This window comes from Nocardioides sp. NPDC004968, from assembly GCF_040608935.1.
In the GTDB taxonomy this organism is placed as follows: domain Bacteria; phylum Actinomycetota; class Actinomycetes; order Propionibacteriales; family Nocardioidaceae; genus Nocardioides.
Window position 1 is genome coordinate 1 of record NZ_JBEXJF010000004.1, and the last position, 17,473, is coordinate 17,473.

Sequence of the window (17,473 nt, forward strand, 5' to 3'; positions counted from 1 at the left end):
GCTCGTCGCGCAGGTTGGCGAAGTCGCCGCGCAGATGGCGCCCGAAGATGGTCCGGAGCCAGCGCCACTCGATGGACGATCGGAGCGTCCCAGCCCCCAGCACCCGAGAGGGAACCTGACATGAGCACCCCGGACACCATCGTCCTGATCCACGGCTTCTGGGTCACACCCCGGTCGTGGGAACACTGGAAGGCGCGGTACGAGGCCAAGGGCTTCACCGTGCACACCCCCGCCTATCCCGGCTTCGAGGTCGAGGTGGAGGCCCTCCGCGCCGACCCGACCCCGATCGCGGACCTCACCCTGGAGGCGATCGTCTCCCACGTGGAGGCCTTCCTCGACACGCTCGACACCGCACCGATCATCATGGGCCACTCGGCCGGCGGGGCGTTCACGCAGGTCGTGATGGACCACGGCTACGGCGCCGCGGGCGTCGTCCTCAACTCCGCTCCGACCGAGGGCATCCGGGCCACGCCGTGGAGCCAGCTGCGCTCGGTCTTCCCGGTGCTCAAGAACCCGGCGAACCATCACCGCGCCGTCGGGTTCGACGCCGAGCAGTGGAGGTACGCCTTCACGAACACCTACACCGAGGAGGAGTCGTTGGCGTTCTACGAGCGCTACCACATCCCGGCCTCGGGTCGCGTCCTGTTCGACTCCGTGCTGGCGAACTTCCAGCCCGGTCACCAGGGCGCCTGGGTCGACTTCAAGAACGCCGACCGCGCGCCGCTGCTGTTCCTGTCCGGGTCCGAGGACCACATCATGCCGCCGTCGGTGCAGGCGTCGAACGTCAAGCACTACAAGGGCGAAGGCACGGTCACTGAGCACGAGACGTACGAGGGCCGGCCGCACCTGATGGTGGCGGGTCAGGGGTGGGAGGAGATCGCCGACCACGCGCTGGAGTGGGCGCTCTCCCACGCGGTGCAGCGGGGGGCCGCCGGGGCCTCGCCCTCCTGAGGCCGCGCGATGGAGTTCGCCCTCACTCATGTCGGAGGACCGACGACGCTCCTCGAGGTGGCGGGGTGGCGGATCCTGACCGACCCGACCTTCGACGCCCCCGGCCGGACGTACCGGTTCGGCTGGGGGACGTCCTCGCGGAAGACCGCAGGTCCTGCGGTCCCTGCCGCCGAGATCGGCCCCATCGACGCCGTCCTCCTCACCCACGACCATCACGCCGACAACCTCGACGACGCCGGCCGGGCGCTGCTGCCGGACGTCGGGGTGGTGGCCACCACCGCCTCGGGCGCGCTCAGGCTCACCAGGTCGGGGCTGGGCCGGTCAGTCCGGGGCCTGCGGCCGTGGCAGACCACGGTGCTGCAGGCGCCGGGGCGTCCGGCGGTCACGGTCACCGCTACCCCTGCACGTCATGGAATCCGAGGCAGCAGGCCGATCGTCGGTGATGTCATCGGCTTCGCCCTGACGTGGGAGGGGCAACAGCACGGCGCCGTCTGGGTCTCGGGGGACACGGTGCTCTACGGCGGTCTCGGCGAGGTCGCGACCCGGGTCGACGTGGGGACCGCGGTCCTGCACCTCGGCCGCGTCGGCTTCCCGGTGACCGGGCCGCTCGCGTACACGATGGGCGGTCGGGAAGCGGTCGAGCTGTGCGGGCTGCTCGACCCGGTCACGGTGGTGCCGGTGCACTACGAGGGCTGGTCGCACTTTCGTCAGGGGCGGGACCGGATCATCGCCGACCTGGCCGATGCTCCGCCTGGGATCGCGGACCGCTTCCGCTGGCCGACGCCGGGCGTGCCGCTCCGGCTGCCGGTCTAGGCGTTCAGACGATCGGTGAGTTGCCTGCGAGAGGAGATGCCGAGCTTCTGGAAGACCTTCCGCAGGTGGTAGTCGACGGTGTTCGGGCTGATGAACAGGTTGGCGGCGATCTCGGCGTTGGTACGTCCGGACGCGGCCAGGCGCGCGATCGTGTGCTCCTGGGTGGTGAGCTCCAGCGGCGGGGCGGCGTCCGTGTTCACGACGTCGTCGGTCCGGGCGCCGAGAACCTCGAGCTCGGCCAGGACGCGCGGGACGAAGATCTCGGCGCCGCTGTGGCGCAGGTGCCGCAGCGCGAGCCGGAGCTGCTCGGCAGCCTCACGGCGGCGCCGGACGCGGCGGAGCCACTCGCCGTAGAGCAGGTACGACCGGCCGAGCTCGGTCTCGGCCAGAGTCTTGTGCAGGGCCGCGATCGAGGCGAGGTAGTGGGCCTCGGCCGCGGCGTCCGGGCTCACCAGGGCGAGCGCGCGCTCGGCTGCCCCCTCGCACCACGGCATGCCGTTCACCGCCGCCCGGCTCGCCAGGTCCTGAGCGACCCGCTGTGCTTCGTCTGGGTGCCCGGAGCGTACGGCTGACTCGACGAAGTCGGCGTACCACAGCGGGGTGACCTGAAGGAACGGATCGTCGACCAGCGGCCGGTGGCGCTGGTACGCGTCCTGGTAGCGCCGGTCAGCGAGGTCACGCGCGACCAACCCCTCGATCCCCGAGAACTGCACCCCGCCGAACCCGAGCCCACCGGCGCCGTCGGCCATGGCCGCCACCAGCTCGCGTGGCTCGCCGGACCAGGCCATCACCGCGACGTTGGGCACGTTCGCGTCCTCGTAGCCCATGGCGACCCGTACCTCTCGATGCGTCTCCACCCAGCGGCTGGCCCGGTGCAGCGAGCCGCCGTAGACCTCGCAGAGGGCGATGATCCACAGCAGCGTGTCGAGCACGAGCAGGGCGCCTCGGTCGCGAGCTGCCCGTGCGGCGCGATCGAGGCCGGCGGCTCGGCCCTCGTCATCCCACAGGTAGGCGCCAAGACCGCCGATCACGCTGCCGAAGTACATGATCTCGTCATCGGGCAGGGCGAGCACCGCATCGAACGCCGCGCGAACCTTCGGGTACGCCGTGTCGTACGGCTCCAGGATCAAGGCGGCCAGCCCGCGCAGCACGACCGACCATCGGCCGTCCAGGTCCGCGCCGGCGAGCATCCGCCGGCCCAGCTCGGCCTGGGTCACGCCGGTCATGAGCCGGTCGGCGCTCGAGCATCGGTCGAAGGCCCGCAGCAGGGCGTCCTGCTCGCGTACGTCGTCGAACCCGTGGAAGAGATCGGCGGCCCGCAGGTGGTCGGCCGCACCGCTCATCACCCCGTCCCGTTCGGCGCGCAGCAGCGTCAGCGAGCTGCGGATGAGCAGCGCACGGCCTCGGGTGACCGGGCCGGCGGACTCCTCGTCGAGGTCTTCGACGAGCCGCTGCGAGAGGTGCGTGGCGCCGACGGCCAGCGCCGCCTCCGCGGCGCCGACCTGTCGTACGGCACGAGTCTCGCCCGGCGGGCTCAGCTCGGCGGCACGGGCGAGAAGACGCGCACACGAGACGAGGCCGCCGCGTCGAGCGGCCAGCTCCGCGGTCAGGTCCAGCCTGGCGGCGACCTCCTCGTCGGTCCCGACCACAGCCCGTGCCGCGTGCCACGCCTCCGCCTCGGTCAGGTCCGCCCGGTCGGCGGCCCGCGCGAGGGCGCGGTGGACACGGCGTCGGTCGACGCCCGAGGCCGCGTTGTAGACCGCCGAGCGCACCAGGGGATGGCGGAACCGCACGGTCGGGGTGAGCTGGACGAGCCCGGCGACCTCGGCGCGGTCGGCGTCGTGGAGGGTGAGGCCGAGCTCCGCGCCCGCGGCGGCGAGCAGGTCGATGTTGCCGGTCGAGTCCGCCGCGGCCAGCAGCGCCCAGGTCTGGACCGCCTGGTCGGCCTGGCGTACGCGGCGTACGTAGTGCGCCTCGAGGTGGCGACCGACGGGGACGGGCTCGCCGGCCATGCCCAGGTCCGGCAGCTCGTGGACCAGCGACTCGCCTGCGAGATCGATCAGAGCGAGCGGGTTGCCGCCGGTGGCCTGGGCGATCGCCAGGGCCACCGACGGCGGGAGCGGTTCCGCCGCCGCGCGGTTCAGCAGCCGCACGGAGGCGTCGGTGTCCAGGCCGGCCAGCACGAGCTGGGGCACGCCACCGAGATGCTCGGCCAGGCCGGCCTCGTCGCGCCCGGCGAACACGACCGCGACGCGCTCGACCGCGATCCTGCGGGCTACGAACGCCAGCGCGTCCAGGCTCTCCGGGTCGAGCAGATGGGCGTCGTCGATCGTGCAGACGATGCCGTGCCCGTTGCTCGCGGCGGCCAGCAACCCGAGGACCCCGAGGCCGACCAGGTAGCGGTCGGGCGGCGGTCCGTCCGCCTCGCCCGAGGCGACGAGCAGGGCGCGGCGTTGCTGCCCCGGGAGCATGCCGCACTCGGGGTGCAGCGACGTCACCAGCCGCTGGACCGCGGCGAACGCCATGTCGGACTCGGACTCGTAGCCGTCGAGCCGGACCACCCGAAGGCTCGTGCCGGTGGTGACTGCGGCGAGCAGCGCGGACTTGCCCAAGCCCGGTTCGCCGACGACGGCGATCGACCCGCCCTTGCCATTCCGCGTACGGCTCAGCAGTGCGGCCAGGCGTACCTGCTCCGGGTCTCGGCCGACGAGGGCGGCCTGGTGCTGCTGCTCGGGGGCGCTCTGCACGAGGACGACGCTAGCTACCGGGGTGGGTATGTCGCATGACCCAAATGGACGACAACCCGGGGGATGTTCGGGTCGGTGCCGCGAATGCGAGAGCCCCTACGACCGGGTCGTAGGGGCTTCGAAGTTTGGACTCCGCTGCTCGGAGCGTTCCTTGGATGAGATGGGGGGGTCCTCATTCACGACCGACATCACGAGCAGCGGAGCGCCGCCAGTCTGGCACGCTCAGATGTGCCCTCGCAATAGGTGAACGCCCCTCCGAGCCTATTTTCTGTCGGTCGATCTGCAGGGCGGAACACATGGACTATGGAAAGTACTAGACCAGAGGATTTGGACCGTACTTTCCGGGCCCTCTGACCCAGGCGGTCGATGCCCGCGTACGGGTCGCGAATGACGGTGGCCGCGGTGGTCGGCTACCCTGGACACATGCAGATGTCTGTCCTGCTTCTTAGGCAGCCGCGCTGACCCTGAGGGACACACCCCGGTCACGCGGCTACCCCTCCATGTGAGGGGCCCTTCTCATTTGTAGGGCTTCTTCCAGAAGCAGTCTCGACGCACGACACTCGACAAGGACGAAAGACCAATGACGCAGGAGCAGGCCGAGCACGCGACGTACGACGTCACCGAGCTGCAGGACAAATGGCGCCCCATCTGGGAGAAGCTGGAGCCGTTCAAGGCGGGTCAGCGCGAGGGGGCCGAGAAGCGCTACGCGCTCACGATGTTCCCCTACCCGTCCGGTGACCTGCACATGGGCCACGCCGAGGTGACCGCGCTGCACGACGTGCTGGCCCGCTACTGGTGGCTGAAGGGCTTCGACGTCCTGAACCCGATCGGCTGGGACTCCTTCGGCCTGCCTGCCGAGAACGCCGCGATCAAGCGCAACGAGAACCCCGCCGGCTGGACCTACGCAAACATCGAGACCCAGGCGGAGTCGTTCAAGCGCTACGGCATCTCCTTCGACTGGTCGCGCCGTCTGCACACCTCCGACCCGGAGTACTACAAGTGGACGCAGTGGATCTTCCTGAAGCTGTATGAGGCCGGCCTGGCCTACCGCAAGAAGTCGCCGGTCAACTGGTGCCCCAACGACCAGACGGTGCTGGCCAACGAGCAGGTCGTCAACGGCGAGTGCGAGCGCTGCGGTGCGGTGGTCACCAAGCGTGACCTGACGCAGTGGTACTTCAAGACCACGGCCTACGCCGAGGAGCTCTACAACGGCCTGGACCAGCTGCAGGACACCTGGATCGGCAAGGTCGTCAACATGCAGCGCAACTGGATCGGCCGGTCCGAGGGCGCGCACGTCGACTTCGAGATCTCGCTGACCTCGGGTGAGACCAAGAAGGTCACCGTCTTCACGACGCGTCCCGACACGCTGTACGGCGCGACCTTCATGGTCGTCGCCGCAGACGCGGACCTGGCTGCCGAGATCGTGGCGCCGGAGCAGGCTGCTGCGCTGGAGGGCTACCTGGAGAACGTACGCAAGGCCTCCGACATCGACCGCCTGGCGACCGACCGTCCCAAGACCGGTGTCGACCTGGGCGTCACCGCGACCAACCCCGTCAACGGCGAGCAGATCCCGGTGTGGGCGGCCGACTACGTGCTGGCCGACTACGGCACCGGCGCCGTGATGGCCGTCCCGGCTCACGACCAGCGCGACCTGGACTTCGCCAAGGCGTTCTCGCTGCCGGTGCGTCGCGTGGTGGACGTGCCGGGTGCGGAGAACCCCGAGGAGACGTACGTCGCGACCGTGGGTGACGGTGCGTACGTGAACTCGCCCGAGCTGGAGGGCGTCGCCGACAAGGCGACCGGCATCCACAAGATCATCGAGAAGCTGGAGGCCGAGGGCCACGGCAAGGGCACGATCAACTACCGGCTGCGTGACTGGCTGCTGTCGCGGCAGCGCTACTGGGGCGCGCCGATCCCGATCGTCCACTGCCCGGTCGACGGCGAGGTGCCGGTTCCGGACGACCAGCTGCCGGTGCAGCTGCCCGATCTGGCCGGCGCTGACCTGAAGCCGAAGGGTGTCTCGCCGCTGGCGGCGGCCTCCGAGTGGGTCAACGTCTCCTGCCCGAAGTGTGGCGGTCCGGCCACGCGCGACTCGGACACGATGGACACCTTCGTGGACTCGTCGTGGTACTTCCTGCGCTACCTGTCGCCGACCGACGAGACCCAGGCCTTCTCCTCGGAGCTGGCTCGCGAGTGGGGTCCGGTCGACTTCTACCTGGGCGGCGACGAGCACGCTGTGCTGCACCTGATGTACGCCCGCTTCTTCACCAAGGCGCTGCGCGACATCGGCCTGATCGACTGGGACGAGCCGTTCTCGGCGTACCTGTCGCAGGGCAAGGTCATCAACGGCGGCAAGAAGATGTCGAAGTCGCTGGGCAACGGTGTGAACCTGTCGGACGTGCTGGAGGAGTTCGGTGTCGACGCGACCCGGCTGACCCTGGTCTTCGCCTCCCCGCCGGAGGACAACATCGACTGGGCCGACGTCTCGCCGGCGGGTTCGGTGAAGTTCCTGCAGCGGGCCTGGCGCCTGGCCGGGGACGTGACGTCCGCCCTGGGCGTCGACGTCACCGGTGGGGACGTCGCGCTGCGGCGTACGACTCACAAGACCATCGCCGAGGCCGAGCAGCTGATCGAGTCCTACCGGTTCAACGTGGTGGTGGCTCGCGTGATGGAGCTGGTCAACGCGACCCGGAAGGCGATCGACTCCGGTGTCGGTCCCGCCGACCCCGCCGTACGTGAGGCCGCGGAGACGGTCGCGATCCTGCTCTCGCTGGTCGCGCCCTACACCGCCGAGGAGATGTGGGAGCGTCTGGGGCACGAGCCGACGGTTGCGCGGGTTGCGTGGCCGACGCCTCTGCCCGAGCTGCTCGTGGAGGACGTAGTGACGGCGGTCGTGCAGATCAAGGGCAAGGTGCGTGCGCGCCTGGAGGTCTCGCCCTCGATCTCCGAGGCCGACCTGGAGGCGGCCGCGCTGGCCGACCCGACGATCGCGGCCGCGATCGAGGGTCAGACCGTACGCAAGGTCATCGTCCGCGCGCCGAAGCTCGTCAACATCGTCGTCTGATCGGCTCGGCTCGCGCTGTCGAGGCGATGGGTCGATCTGTAGGCTTCTGACATGGCCCGGGTAGCGATCGTGACCGACTCGACCGCGATGCTTCCATCCGATCTCGGGGATGCGACGGAGCTGATCACATCGGTGCCGTTGCAGGTGATCGTGGATGGGACGTCGTACGACGACGGGGTGGAGGAGACATCGCCCGAAGCGCTGCTGGCGGCGTTGGCGGCGCACAAGACCGTGACGACCTCCCGGCCCTCGCCGGCACTCTTGGCAGAGGTCTACGAAAAGCTCGCGGCGCAGGGCTTCGAGGAGATCGTCTCCATCCACCTCTCCGCGGACCTGAGCGCGACGTGCGAGTCCTCGATGCTGGCAGCGCGGGAGGCTCCGGTGCCGGTGATCACCGTGGACACGCGGCTGGTCGGGCCCGGGGTCGGGTTCGCGGTTCTGGCTGCCGCGGAGGTGGCCGGGCGCGGCGGGAGCGCTGCCGAGGCGCGCGAGGCCGCGCTGGCGCGGGTCGCCGCCACTCGTTCCTACTTCTACGTCGACACGCTCGAGTACCTGCGCCGCGGCGGCCGGATCGGAGCCGCTGCTGCCCTGCTCGGGACGGCGCTGGCGGTCAAGCCGCTGCTCACGATCGAGGACGGGCGGGTCGTTCCGCACGAGCGGGTGCGTACGGCCGAGCGGGCGATCGCGCGGCTGCAGGCGCTCGGGGTCGAGGCGGGTGAGGACGCGGACGCCGTCGAGATCGTCGTCGCTCACCTGGGCAGCCCGGACCGGGCGGCCGCGATGACCGAGGGGCTCTGCGCCGAGCTGGGCGGCAAGATCAATGGCGACGTACGCGTCGGGGTGCTGGGCGCGGTGCTCGGTGCGCATGTCGGGCCCGGGTGTGTGGCGGTCGTCGTGGGGCCCAAACTCTGATTCTGGGCCCGTTCTTGGGCCGGTTACCGTCCACAGGGACGGTTGAGGATCGGGTTGTCCACAGGCGCTGAGAACGCGCTCGGAAGTGTCGGCGCGGGCGCATAGCTTCGGCGTCATGCGGACCCGACCGACCTCTGATCACGCCGATGCCGTCGCCCGGCGGCTGGAGCAGCTGCGCGCCGAGCTGGACCCGCCGGGGGAGGAGGACGAGGGCGAGGAGGACTGGCAGCCGCCGTGGTGGGACGGGCCGAGAGCGACCGACACCGCGGAGCTGGATCCGTTGGTGCCGGTCCCGGGACGCCACGCGTCTCGGCGTCAGGTCGTGATCTCGCCTGACGCGGTGCTGCCCGAGCCGCTGCGCGGGCGGGTGAGCCTCGGTCCGTGGCATCTGGTCGTCGTCTCGCTGGTGCTGGTCGCCGGGTTGGCGGTGGCCTGCTGGTGGATGATCCGCGCCGACCCGGAGGTGGTGCCGGCCGCCCGGGCCTCGCCCTCGGCCTCCCCGCTGGTCGCGCTGCCGACCGCCTCGGTGGCGCCCGGGAGCACGGCCGCGGTGCCGTCGGGCGGGGCGTCGGCCGGGACGGTGACGGTCGACGTGGAGGGCAAGGTGCCCAAGCCCGGCATCGTCGTGCTGCCGGTCGGCTCGCGGGTGGTGGATGCCGTCGAGGCCGCCGGCGGGGCCTCCCACAAGCAGCTCGCCGGGCTCAACCTCGCTGCTCTGCTCAGCGACGGTCAGCAGATCGTGGTCGGTGCGCCCAACGGGGGAGGTGGCATCGCGACGCCCGGCTCTGGCGCCCCGGCGGCCGGTGCGCCCGGGGCGGGGGTGAGCCTCAACACCGCCTCGTTGGAGGAGCTGGAGACGTTGCCCGGGGTCGGGCCGGTGACGGCACAGGCGATCATCGACTGGCGCACCACCAACGGCGCTTTCACCTCCGTCGACGAGCTGCTCGAGGTCGACGGGATCGGACCGAAGACCTACGACTCGCTGGCACCGCTGGTCACGTTGTGAACGACCTGCGACTGCCGCTTCTCGGGGCCGGTGCGTGGGCGGGGGCGTTGGCCGGGCCGGTGGTGGTGGCCGGCGGACGGTCCGGGGTGGTTCTGCTCGTGCTCCTCGCCGCGGTCCTCGGCATCGGCGGTGGATGGGCCGTTCGGAAGCGCCGCCCGACAGCGCTGGCGTTGGTGCTGATGGTCGCCGGGACCGCCGTCGTCGCGGGCCTGCACGCCGCTCGGGTCAGCGACAACCCGGTGGCGGACCTGGCCGCGCGCAAGGCGCAGGTGCGGGTGGTCGCCACCGTCACCACCGACCCGAAGGAGGTGACGGGTCAGCACGCGACGTACCAGCTCCGGCGCGCCAGCGTGCGGGAGATCAAGGGCCGAGGGGTGGTCTACCGGCTGCGTACGCCGGTGGTCGTGCTCGGCGGCGACGCCTGGGCGGACATCCCGCTGGGGGCGACGGTGTCGACGACCGGACGCTTGGGGAAGAGCGACTCGCATGAGGAGTCGGCGCTGCTGATCGCCGGCCCGCCTCGAGTCGTCGCCGGTCCGGGGATCTGGTGGCGTGCCTCCGAGACGCTGCGTGCCTCGATCCGGGATGCGGTGACACACCGGCCGCCCGACCAGGCGGCATTGGTCCCGGCGCTGGTCGACGGTGACGACACCGGCCTCTCCGACGACCTCGCGGACGACTTCCGCACGACCGGGCTCACCCACCTGCTCGCAGTCTCCGGCACCAACCTGACCCTGGTGGTCGGGTTCCTGCTGATCGTGGCCCGCTGGGCCGGGGTGCGGGGAAGAGGGCTGTACGCCGTCGGGGTGCTCGGCATCCTCGGGTTCATCGTGCTCGCCCGCACCGAGCCAAGCGTGGTGCGGGCCGCCGCGATGGGTGCGGTCGGACTGCTGGCGATGACGCACAACGGACGCCAGCGAGCGTTGCGTGGGCTCGGCGCGGCGGTGATCGGGCTGCTGCTGATCGACCCCGGGCTGGCGACCTCGATCGGGTTCACCCTCTCGGTCCTGGCCACGGCCGGCATCCTGCTCTTCGGGCCACCATGGCGCGATGCTCTGAGGCGTTGGATGCCGCAGTGGTGCGCGGAGGCGATCGCGGTCCCGGCAGCGGCGCAGCTGGCCTGCACTCCGGTGGTCGCCGCAATCTCCGGCCAGGTCAGTCTCGTCGCGGTGCTCGCCAACCTGCTCGTCGAGCCCGCCGTCGCACCCGCGACGGTGCTCGGCCTCCTGGGAGGTCTGCTCGGGCTGGTGTGGGATCCGCTCGGCATGGTCGCGGGCACGATCGCGACCTGGTGCGTCGCCTGGATCATCGCGGTGGCCCGCTTCGGCGCCGGGCTGCCGACCGCGGAGGTCGGCTGGGCAACCGGGCCGCTGGCCCTGGCGGTGCTCGTGGTCGTCTGTGCCGCGATCGCCTTCCTGGCGCCACGGATCCTGCGGCATCCGGTCACCGGGGCCGCCGGATGCCTGGTGCTGCTCGCGGTCGCGCTGGTGCGGCTGCCGAGCCCGGGTTGGCCTCCACCGGGTTGGGTGCTCGTGATGTGCGACGTGGGACAGGGAGACGCCCTGGTGGTGCGCACCGGGACGGGAAGTGCCGTCGTGGTGGATGCCGGCCCCGATCCGGACCTCGTCGACGACTGTCTCGACCGCCTCGAGATCGAGGACGTTCCGCTCGCCGTGATCACCCACTTCCACGCCGACCATGTCAACGGCGTCGAGGGCGTCTTCGCCGGGCGGCGGGTCGGTGAGCTGTGGACCTCGCGGCTCCAGGACCCGCCCGAGGGCGTACGGGTCCTCGGGGAGACCGCCGGAGCGGCCGGGGTGGTGCCGGTTCCGGCTCCCTACGCAGCCACGACCAGCATCGGTGAGGTGCGGATCCAGGTGCTCTGGCCGACCGGCGAGTCCGACACCCGCGGCCCAGGGGACGGCTCCACCGCCAACGACGCGAGCGTGGTTCTTCTCGTCGAGTCCCGCGGCCTGCGTCTGCTGCTGACCGGCGACATCGAGCCGGAGGGACAGGACCAGCTCGCAGACGACCTGGCCGAGCTCGACATCGACGTGCTCAAGGTGCCCCATCACGGGTCGCGCTATCAGGACCTCGACTGGCTGCGTACGCTGCGGGCGCAGGTCGCGCTCACCTCGGTCGGCGCCGGCAACGACTACGGCCATCCCGCCACGGCCACGGTCCAAGGGCTCGAGGAGAGCGGAACCAAGGTCTACCGCACCGACCGCGACGGCTCGGTCGCGGTCGTCGAGTCGGGAGGTGAGGCCGCCGTGGTGACGCGATAAGTGTCGGTGCCGTGTGGGAGGGTTTGAGCATGGCACGCACCGCCTCCGCACCGAGCCCCACCGGCAACCTCTCGGCCTCCGACGTCCTGGGTCGGGTGACGCTGGTGACCGGCAAGGAGGAGTTCCTGGGGGAGCGTACGGTCGCGGCTGCGAAGGCCGCGGTGAAGGCCTACGACGCCGAGGCTGAGGTCTCCGAGGCGACCGCTGCAGACCTGACGCTGGCGACCCTCGGCGAGCTGAGCGCACCTTCGCTCTTCTCGAGCATCCGCTGCGTCGTGGTGCGCAATCTGGAGAACCTGCCGGACGAATCGGTCGCGGGCCTGGTGGAGTACGCCGGGATGCCATCGGAGGAGGTCGCGCTCGTCCTCGTCCACGGCGGCGGGCAGAAGGGCAGCGGCACGCTCGCCAAGCTCCGCAAGCTCCCGAAGGTGACCGAGCACAAGTCCGTCGAGCTGAAGGCGCGCGAGTTCGGCAGCTTCGTGAAGGCCGAGCTGCGGCTGCACGGAGCGAGCATCGACGAGGAGGGCGCCGACTTCCTGATCCAGGCCGTCGGTCAGGACCTCCGCTCCCTGGCGGCCGCTGCCAGCCAGCTCGCCGGCGACAACGAGGCGAAGCGACTGGGCGTGGATCACGTGAAGCAGTACTTCGGCGGCCGGGCCGAGGTGAAGAACTACGTGATCGCCGACGCGATCATCTCCGGCGACCGGGTCAAGGCCCTTGAGGAGATCCGCTGGGCGCTCGACACCGGCTCCTCCCCGGTCTACGTCCTCTCCGCCGTGGCCGGCCAGCTGCGCACCGTCGCCAACCACGTCGCCGGCATCCGCGACAGCGGCACCCCACCGTGGAAGCAGAAGTCCATCGCCGGCCTCGCCCGCGGCTGGTCCCGCGAAGGCATCGGCGAGGCCCTCCGCTCGGTCGCCCGAGCCGACGCCGACCTCAAAGGCGCGGCCAGCGACCCGGCGTACACGCTCGAGCGCCTCGTCCTCACCATCGCCGCCCTCCGCCAGCGCTGACCCTCCCGAGCCGTCACCCCGGTCGGCCGAGGCGTCACTCCGGTCGGCCGAGGCGTCAGGTGCGTCGGCCGAGATGGCAGCACGCTGCCCACTCGGCCGGCGTACGCGACTTCTCGACCAGCGCGAGTGACGTCTCGGCCGACGGGGGCGACTTCTCGGCAAATGAACAAAGCCCCCGTCGCGGAGGACGGGGGCTTCGGTGGGGCTTACCTCAGAGGGAGGAAGCCTTCTTGGCGATCGCCGACTTGCGGTTGGCGGCCTGGTTCTTGTGGATGACGCCCTTGGAGACGGCCTTGTCGAGCTTCTTGGTGGCGACCTTGGCGGTCTCGACCGCAGCGTCCTTCTCGCCGGCCTCGGCGGCGGCGTGGAACTTGCGGATGACGGTCTTGAGCTCGCTCTTGACGGCCTTGTTGCGCTCGTGCGCCTTCTCGTTCTGCTTGTTGCGCTTGATCTGCGACTTGATGTTCGCCATGGGTGAATAATCTCCAGTGCTTCGACGTGTGGTGGTGCGAGCTCTCAATCCGGCCCCTCGGGGAAAGTGAGAGGGGAGAGGCCTACGCGAACACGCTTGCGGTCAAGATTACAGACTCGCGTCGTTTGGCCTCAAATCGCCGTACCTCACGTAGCTACTCCGGGGTAGGCTGTGGTGATCTCGGTCACGAGATTTCCGGCGGAACCCCCTGTTGCGGCTCGGCTCCAGCGTCTAGGGTCCCCCGCGCGGTCTCTCTCGTGCTAACCGCCCACCGTTCACCCCCACGCACACACTGCAGGCCAGGAGAATCATGCCGACCCAGTCCGCGATCGATCTCGCATTCCTCGACGAGATGCCGGCGAACTTCGCCCTTCACTTCCTCAACCGGGTCAAGGCGACCCCGAACGCGGAAGCGTTCCGCTATCCCGTGGTCGGCTCGACGACCGAGGCAGGCGGAGAGGAGTGGAAGTCGCTGACCTGGAAGGAGGCCAGCGACATGGCCAGCCGCCTTGCCGCGGGCCTCGTCTCGCTCGGCCTCGAGCTCGAGCAGCGGGTCGGCATCGCCTCGACCACGCGCTACGAGTGGATCATCGCCGACCTCGCGGTGATGCTCGCCGGCGGCGCCACCACAACGGTCTACCCGACGACCAACGTCGACGACACCGCCTACATCCTCGGTGACGCCGAGTGCCGCTTCGTCTTCGCCGAGGACGACGATCAGCTCGCCAAGATCGCTGAGAGGGCGGCCGACCTGCCCGAGATCGTCAAGGTGATCACCTTCGACGGCCAGACAGACGGCGAGCGGGTCATCGGCCTGGACGACCTCGCTGCCATCGGTGACAAGTACCTCGCCGACCACCCGGACCTGATCGAGGAGACCGCGGCCAAGATCACCCCGGACCACCTGGCCACCCTGGTCTACACCTCGGGCACCACTGGCCGGCCGAAGGGCGTGCGCCTCCTCCACCGCGCCTGGGTCTACGAGGGCGAGGCCGTCCGGGTCCAGGGCGACGTGCTCGGCCCCGACGATCTGCAGTTCCTGTGGCTGCCGATGTCGCACGTCTTCGGCAAGGTGCTGCTCTCGATCCAGATCGCCTGTGGTTTCCCGACCGCGATCGACGGCCGGATGGACAAGATCGTCGACAACCTCGGAATCGTGAAGCCGACCTTCATGGGCGCCGCCCCACGCATCTTCGAGAAGGTGCACGCCAAGATCACGATGATGGTCGAGAACGACGGTGGTGTGAAGAAGAAGCTCTTCGACGCCGCCTTCGCCAACGGCATCGCCCGCGACCGTCTCCTGCGCGAGGGCAAGTCCGTGCCGACCACGATGGCGCTCAAGCACGCCGTGCTCGACAAGCTGGTGCTCAGCAAGGTCCGTGACCGCTTCGGCGGCCGCGTACGTTTCTTCATCTCCGGCTCCGCCCCGCTCAACCGCGACATCGCCGAGTGGTTCCGGGCCGCGGGGATCCTCATCATGGAGGGCTACGGCTCGACCGAGAACGCCGCGGGCGCCTCCGTCGGCACCCTGACGGAGAACAAGCTCGGCACCGTCGGCAAGGCGTTCCCGGGCAGCGAGGTGAAGATCGGCGAGAACGACGAGCTGCTCATCCGCGGCCCGCACGTGATGCCGGGCTACCACAACCTGCCCGAGGAGACCGCCAAGGCGCTCGACGCCGAGGGCTGGTACCACACCGGTGACAAGGCCTCGATCGACGAGGAGGGCTACATCACCATCACCGGCCGGATCAAGGAGCTCTTCAAGACCTCGGGCGGGAAGTACGTCGCGCCGCCGGCGATCGAGTCGAAGTTCGCCGCGCTGTGCCCCTACACCAGCCAGTTCCTGGTCTTCGGTGCCAACCGCAACTTCGTCAGCGCCCTGATCGCCCTCGACCCCGAGTCGATCACCGCCTGGGGTGCCTCCCACGGTCTGGAGGGGAAGTCCTACGAGGAGATCGTCACCTCCCCGCAGGTGCGTGAGCTGATCGGCGGCTACGTCGACGAGCTCAACGCGAGCCTCAACCGCTGGGAGACCATCAAGAAGTGGGAGATCCTCGAGCACGACCTGACCGTCGAGAGCGGTGAGCTGACCCCGTCGCTGAAGGTGAAGCGCAACGTCGTCGAGGCGAAGGAGCAGGCGCGCATCGACGCGTTCTACGCCGGGTCCTGATCCCAGGCTCGGCGCTCCGTCAGCCAGTCCAGACACACCTCGCCCTGCCACCGCTGCATCCTGCGGAGGTGGGGCGAGGTCGTCTTGACCGGCTGGTCGGCGGCGGCCAGGAAGTAGCCGGCGAAGAGGGCCAGGACGGAGTCGATGGCCTCCGGTGCGGCCCGCGATAGCAGCGGATGGGTGGCCAGGAACGACTCGGCGTCGAGGCCGTCACCGCGCGGCCCGACCAGCAGCAGGAGCGAGTCGATCCAGTCGGCGCCGAGGACCGGCCAGGTCCACTCGACCAGCAAGACGCCATCGTCGGGGCGGATGAGGATCGTGTCGTCGCGTACGTCCAGGTGGACCAGCGTCTCGCCGACGGTGTGCTCCGCGAACCCGACGGCGAGCTCGGCCGCCCGGTCGGCGTGCGGGTAGCCGGCCACCCGGTCCCACAGGGCGGGGTAGGAGGCGTGCTCCTCGGCGAAGGTAGGCCAGCCGATGCCCGGGGCCGGGGTGAGGGCGGCGGCGGTCTCGACGAGCGCCTGCGAGACGATCTCGAGGTCCGAGGGAGTCCAGGGCCGCGACGGCAGCCGCGACTCGACGTGCTCGAAGGCCAGGACCACCCACTCGCCGTCGTCGAACCACCTCAGCTTCGGGGCGGGGACCCAGCCGGCGAGCTTCTTCAGCTTCGCCGCCTCCTCCCGGTAGAGCGCCGCGGAGTCGCGCTGCGCCTTGGCGGAGGCAGCCTTCACGAAGTGCTCTGAGCCGTCCTGGCAGGTCAGCACCGAGGCGAACCCCGGCGTGAACCCGGCCCCGTGCGACTCCGCCGAGACCACGGGGCCACCGCCGAGGCGCTTCTCGATCGAGGACCGCAGGAACGGCGGCAGGTGGGGCCACTCCAGGCGGCGGGCGGTCTGCCCGTGCGGGATGTTCGTCGGGATCGCGCTCACGACCACATCCTTGTGTACGCCGGCCGTGATGCGCCAGCGCACCACGGCACGCCCTAGGACATCGGAGGCTGGTCGAGCTGTGCGGCGGGCTCGCCGGTGGCGACATCCCAGGCCGCGACGCCCTCCTCGGCCGACGCGGTGTAGAGGACCTTGCCGTCAGGGCTGAAGATCACGTTCGAGCCCGGCACCGCGGACCGGACGAGGTCACGGGACTCGCCCGTACCGCCCAACGCCTTGGGTGCCCACAGGATCAGCTCGGCGTCGTCGGAGTCGCTCGTGGCAGCCAGCGAGCGAGAGTCGGGGGAGAAGGCGACGGCGCCGACCGGGTGATCGGGTAGCGTCTCGGCGGTCTCGAGCGTCTTGGCGTCCCAGATCGTGGGGTAGCCCTCGGTGGTTACGCCGGCGATCCAGCGACCGTCCGGACTCCAGACCGGGTCGGCGCCGCCCGCGGCCGCGAGGGTGCCGACCTCGTCGCCCGATTCGGCCTCGAGGACCGAGACGCTGTCGCCGGATGCAACCGCCACCAGGTCGCCGTCGGGGCTGAACGAGATCGATCCGACGCCGTTGCCGAGATCGGTGCTCGCCACCTCGTCGCCGTCCTCGACCGACCAGATGATCAGGTCGCCCTCGAGCCCGGCACCGGCGACGAGCCGACCGTCGGGACTGAACGCGATCTCGCCGACCGGGCTGGCGTCGGTGACCTTCGGGTTCGGCAGACCCTCGAGCCGCTGGACCTGCTTGTCGCCGTCCACCTCGACCAGCGCGATGTCCGAGCAGCCGACCTTCCGCGCGACGAGCGTGAGATCGGGGCTGATGGCGCCGTAGCCCGTCTCGGAGATCGTCTCGTACGCACCACCGGCCGCGTTCCAGCGGCAGGTGCCGTCGGTGCAGCTGGCCACGACGTACTTCCCCTCGGGGTCGGTGACCAGCGAGCCGGCGTCGACCCGCGACGGCATGACCGCGGCGGCCAGGCTGATCGAGCCGCCGGACGTCCCGAGCGCGGAGATGTCGCAGCCGTCCTGGTCGGGGTCGCTTGCGCACCCGGCCAGGAGCGCGGCGGCGAGCACGCCGATGATCGGGACGCTGAGGACGTACGTTCGGGGTTTCATCG

At 70.5% G+C, this 17,473-nt stretch carries 12 protein-coding genes; 8 read left to right on the forward strand and 4 right to left on the reverse strand.

All coding sequences use genetic code 11. From position 1 onward, the window contains the following. The first annotated feature begins 120 nt into the window (after positions 1-120). Both ABZU72_RS06780 and ABZU72_RS06785 read left to right on the forward strand, forming a co-directional pair. Positions 121-951 (forward strand): alpha/beta hydrolase, encoded by an 831-nt coding sequence (locus ABZU72_RS06780; protein WP_355018097.1) that lies wholly within the window; start codon positions 121-123, stop codon positions 949-951. Positions 952-960: 9 nt separating this feature from the next. Beyond that, entirely contained in the window at positions 961-1,764 is an 804-nt protein-coding gene (locus ABZU72_RS06785) for an MBL fold metallo-hydrolase (RefSeq protein WP_355018098.1), read from the forward strand. Here the strand turns inward: ABZU72_RS06785 and ABZU72_RS06790 are convergent. After that, complete coding sequence (locus tag ABZU72_RS06790) at positions 1,761-4,511, reverse strand: LuxR C-terminal-related transcriptional regulator (RefSeq protein WP_355018099.1); 2,751 nt, start codon at positions 4,509-4,511, stop codon at positions 1,761-1,763. The genes ABZU72_RS06785 and ABZU72_RS06790 overlap by 4 nt on opposite strands. Before the next feature lie 580 nt (positions 4,512-5,091). Between ABZU72_RS06790 and leuS the strand changes: the two genes are divergently transcribed. The 5 genes from leuS to holA all read left to right on the forward strand — a co-directional run bounded on the left by leuS (position 5,092) and on the right by holA (position 12,791). After that, complete coding sequence (gene leuS / locus ABZU72_RS06795) at positions 5,092-7,575, forward strand: leucine--tRNA ligase (RefSeq protein ID WP_355018100.1); 2,484 nt, start codon at positions 5,092-5,094, stop codon at positions 7,573-7,575. 51 nt (positions 7,576-7,626) lie between these two features. Beyond that, complete coding sequence (locus ABZU72_RS06800; protein WP_355018101.1) at positions 7,627-8,487, forward strand: DegV family protein; 861 nt, start codon at positions 7,627-7,629, stop codon at positions 8,485-8,487. A 115-nt stretch (positions 8,488-8,602) separates the two neighbouring features. Continuing rightward, on the forward strand, positions 8,603-9,493 hold the full coding sequence (locus ABZU72_RS06805; protein WP_355018102.1) for a helix-hairpin-helix domain-containing protein: 891 nt from the start codon (positions 8,603-8,605) through the stop codon (positions 9,491-9,493). After that, positions 9,490-11,778 carry a ComEC/Rec2 family competence protein gene (locus tag ABZU72_RS06810; protein WP_355018103.1) on the forward strand — a complete coding sequence of 763 codons (2,289 nt, stop codon included), beginning with the start codon at positions 9,490-9,492 and terminating at the stop codon, positions 11,776-11,778. Before ABZU72_RS06805 ends, ABZU72_RS06810 begins: the two co-directional genes overlap by 4 nt. Positions 11,779-11,807: 29 nt before the next feature. Further along, positions 11,808-12,791 carry a DNA polymerase III subunit delta gene (gene holA / locus ABZU72_RS06815; RefSeq protein ID WP_355018104.1) on the forward strand — a complete coding sequence of 328 codons (984 nt, stop codon included), beginning with the start codon at positions 11,808-11,810 and terminating at the stop codon, positions 12,789-12,791. Positions 12,792-13,002: 211 nt separating this feature from the next. Here the strand turns inward: holA and rpsT are convergent, their stop codons facing one another. After that, positions 13,003-13,263, reverse strand: a complete 261-nt coding sequence (rpsT, locus tag ABZU72_RS06820) for a 30S ribosomal protein S20 (RefSeq protein WP_091048431.1) — start codon at positions 13,261-13,263, stop codon at positions 13,003-13,005. 310 nt (positions 13,264-13,573) lie between these two features. On the opposite strand from rpsT, the gene ABZU72_RS06825 reads away from it, so the two are divergent. After that, the gene (locus ABZU72_RS06825) at positions 13,574-15,433 is read left to right on the forward strand and encodes a long-chain fatty acid--CoA ligase (protein WP_355018105.1); all 1,860 of its coding nucleotides are present in this window, start codon (positions 13,574-13,576) and stop codon (positions 15,431-15,433) included. Here ABZU72_RS06825 and ABZU72_RS06830 read toward each other — a convergent pair. After that, positions 15,418-16,362, reverse strand: coding sequence for a hypothetical protein (locus ABZU72_RS06830; RefSeq protein ID WP_355018106.1), 945 nt, complete (start codon positions 16,360-16,362; stop codon positions 15,418-15,420). The genes ABZU72_RS06825 and ABZU72_RS06830 overlap by 16 nt on opposite strands. A 53-nt stretch (positions 16,363-16,415) precedes the next feature. Further along, the gene (locus ABZU72_RS06835; protein ID WP_355018107.1) at positions 16,416-17,471 is read right to left on the reverse strand and encodes a hypothetical protein; all 1,056 of its coding nucleotides are present in this window, start codon (positions 17,469-17,471) and stop codon (positions 16,416-16,418) included. Positions 17,472-17,473 lie beyond the last annotated feature (2 nt).